A 2,879-nucleotide genomic window follows, 5' to 3' on the forward strand; every position below is an offset into this window, starting at 1 on the left:
AATAATGGCGGTGGGTGCTATGGTAAAAGTTCATGAGTCTTCTCCCTTGTAGTGCTTGGTCGCCTTCCAGCTTAGCGGGCAACCGCTGGGCTGGGGAGAAGGCTCAATCAGTATCAAGTGCAGGCACGGCGACGCCCACTACATTGCGCCTTCGGCTCCATTCCGTGGACGCGCATGCTGCAAGCGTTATTCCGAAATCTGAACGTTCGCTTTGCGACCAGGTTGGCCAGCAGAGAGCAATCTTCTGAGCCATACTTAAAGGCCCTTACCCTCCAAAGAGGGCCACGTCATGACATTTCCTATCAGCAAAGCTCCCTGGAACAAGGGAAAGCTCGTTGGCCAGAAGTTACCGCTCAAACTCGAACAAATATGGGCTATCCGCATTCGATTAGAGATTGCAAAGAACATTCGCGAGCTGGCGATGTTCAACATGGCGATTGATTGCAAACTCCGATCCTGCGATATGGTGAAGCTTCTGGTTCGAGATATTTCCAGAAACGGTGAGGTTATGGATCGGGCGCAAGTCATCCAGCAAAAAACCAGTCAGCCTGTCCAGTTTGAGATAACCAAAAAGACCCGCGAATCGGTCGAAGCGTGGATCGAATTGCGCGGACTCTCAGGAATGGATTATTTGTGGCCGAGCCGGATGCGAAAGTTTGACCATATCACTACTCATCAATACGCCCGTCTCGTCAAAAAGTGGATAACCAGCATTGGACTTGATCCCTCAGTCTACGCAACCCATTCAATGAGACGTAGCAAAGCGACATTGATCTATAAGAAGACCAAAAATATTCGAGCCGTACAGTTGCTATTGGGACACACAAATATGTCGAGCACCGTGCGATACCTCGGCGTCGAGGTTGAAGATGCTCTGGAGATAGCTGAGAGTATTGAGATCTAAAGGCGTAACTTGGCTTCTTGGTCCCTGGATGCCGCATCCGCTGCCAGCTCCAGTCGATGATTACCCTCGGGTTTAGATCAGGTTCCTCCAGTCGCTAAAACAAAAGCGAACATTCGTACTGCGTCTTTAGATAATTGCTATGTTGCTGGGGAGGTTGGAATTGCTCAGTGTGTTTGTGATGTTTTCGCCGCGTTTTTGGCGCAGTTGGATTGGTGGGATGGCCGGTCTTGCTAACAAATTATGCATGGCCAGCAAGGCGTCGAGTGGCAAAAAAAGTCCGCTTTCCAATATGATTTGATTTCACAGTCGTTTGGTGGGATCACCCGGGCGGTGCCCATTATTTTGTTACCATAGCGTCCGTTTGATATCCCTTTAGGTATAGATCAAAAGACTGCCTCGGCTTTCCCGACCGCCATTCCACGCTCGCCAGGAACACTGCCATGCACCACGAACGACTTGACCATTGGCAACACGACCACATTTTTGGTCAGGACAAAAGACGCTCCGGTGAGGCCCGCACACTTGTTGTCGTAGGCCTCACGCTTGCGATGATGGTGTGGGAAATTCTGGCCGGCATAATTTATGGCTCAATGGCATTGTTGGCAGACGGGCTTCACATGGGGTCGCACGCAGTAGCGCTTGGTATTGCTGCATTCGCCTATGCCTACGCCAGGAAGAATGCAGGCAGCGCACGGTTCTCTTTTGGTACGGGTAAAGTTAATGCGCTTGGTGGTTTTACCGGCGCGATTCTACTGGCAGCCTTCGCCCTCTACATGGTCATCGAGAGCGTGGGACGGTTTATACAGCCAGTCCCCATTTCCTTTGACGGTGCGATTTTTGTTTCCATCATCGGCCTGGTGGTCAACGGCGTATCGGCCTGGATATTGGGGGGTGCAGAGCATGACCATGGACACAGTCACGGCCATGATCACGGGCATCACCACGACCATTCTCACCATGATCATAACCGCCGTGCCGCCTACTTTCATGTGCTTGCGGATGCTCTGACATCGGTTCTGGCCATTGTGGCACTGTTAGCCGGAAAATATGCTGGTTGGAATTGGATGGACCCTATGATGGGTATCATCGGTGCCATTCTGGTCACCCGTTGGTCCTGGCATCTGTTGAAAGACACTTCGAAAGTGCTCCTTGACGAACAGCATCAAGACCTGGAAAAAACTGTCAAACAGGCCGTCGAAAATAACGATGCAAAAGTCGGTGACCTGCACGTCTGGTCGATTGGTCCCAACATTCATGCTGCTATTGTTTCGGTGGTTTCGCACCAGCCCGAATCGCCTTCGGTCTACAAGGATCGCATTCAGGCCCAGTGTCGATCCCTGGTGCATGTAACGGTCGAATTACACCAATGCACCGAACACCACGCTTTCGCACCGGAAACTTGCTGAGCCTGCAATGAAGGCAGGGCAGTTTGCGATCCCTATGGATGATTGCTATATTCGCGCTTCGTTGGGGAGTAGCCTGCTTCCGAAGTTCGGAAGAGTTCGTATCAACATAATTGGCCATATGCCATGGTACGAACACCTCTCGGTTGGCGAGACCATCGATATATCCATGCCCAAGGTCGGGCGTGTGGATATATCGTGGACTCGAAATGCCCGACCGGAGCCAGTTAGATGAACCCGATTACCCTTCTTTTACTTGCCTTTGCCATGTCCACAGATGCCTTTGCCGCTGCAATTGGCAGAGGTGCGACGCTAAAAAGCCCTCGTCTTCCAGAAGCCTTTAAGATAGGTCTCATCTTCGGTTCAATAGAAGCCATTACACCATTGGTAGGATGGCTGATCGGAAAGTCAGCATCTGGTTATGTGGAAGCGTGGGATCACTGGATCGGTGTTTTTCAAGACAGTTGGCACTGATTTCTCTGTTTAAGCGACGTCTTTCTCTACCACTCGTTTTTCCGGGTTCAACGTGGTTGAGCCGACGGGCTCACAATTCCTGATGGGGCGACGGCCCC

The 2,879-nt window shown here is 51.3% G+C and carries 2 protein-coding genes, 1 pseudogene and 1 riboswitch; all 3 genes and pseudogenes read left to right on the plus strand.

The genetic code is table 11. The features are described from left to right. Positions 1-289 precede the first annotated feature (289 nt). Complete coding sequence (locus LWH94_RS18940) at positions 290-904, plus strand: tyrosine-type recombinase/integrase (RefSeq protein WP_232903283.1); 615 nt, start codon at positions 290-292, stop codon at positions 902-904. 440 nt (positions 905-1,344) lie between these two features. Then, positions 1,345-2,310 (plus strand): CDF family Co(II)/Ni(II) efflux transporter DmeF, encoded by a 966-nt coding sequence (gene dmeF / locus LWH94_RS18945; RefSeq protein ID WP_022989549.1) that lies wholly within the window; start codon positions 1,345-1,347, stop codon positions 2,308-2,310. Positions 2,311-2,361: 51 nt separating this feature from the next. Then, a riboswitch (yybP-ykoY riboswitch) is annotated at positions 2,362-2,531 on the plus strand. A gap of 7 nt (positions 2,532-2,538) precedes the next feature. Beyond that, positions 2,539-2,754: pseudogene (locus LWH94_RS18950) on the plus strand (manganese efflux pump MntP); the annotation flags it as partial. Positions 2,755-2,879 lie beyond the last annotated feature (125 nt).

Origin of the sequence: Marinobacter sp. G11 (assembly GCF_021282325.1) — a bacterium.
Lineage (GTDB): Bacteria > Pseudomonadota > Gammaproteobacteria > Pseudomonadales > Oleiphilaceae > Marinobacter > Marinobacter vinifirmus.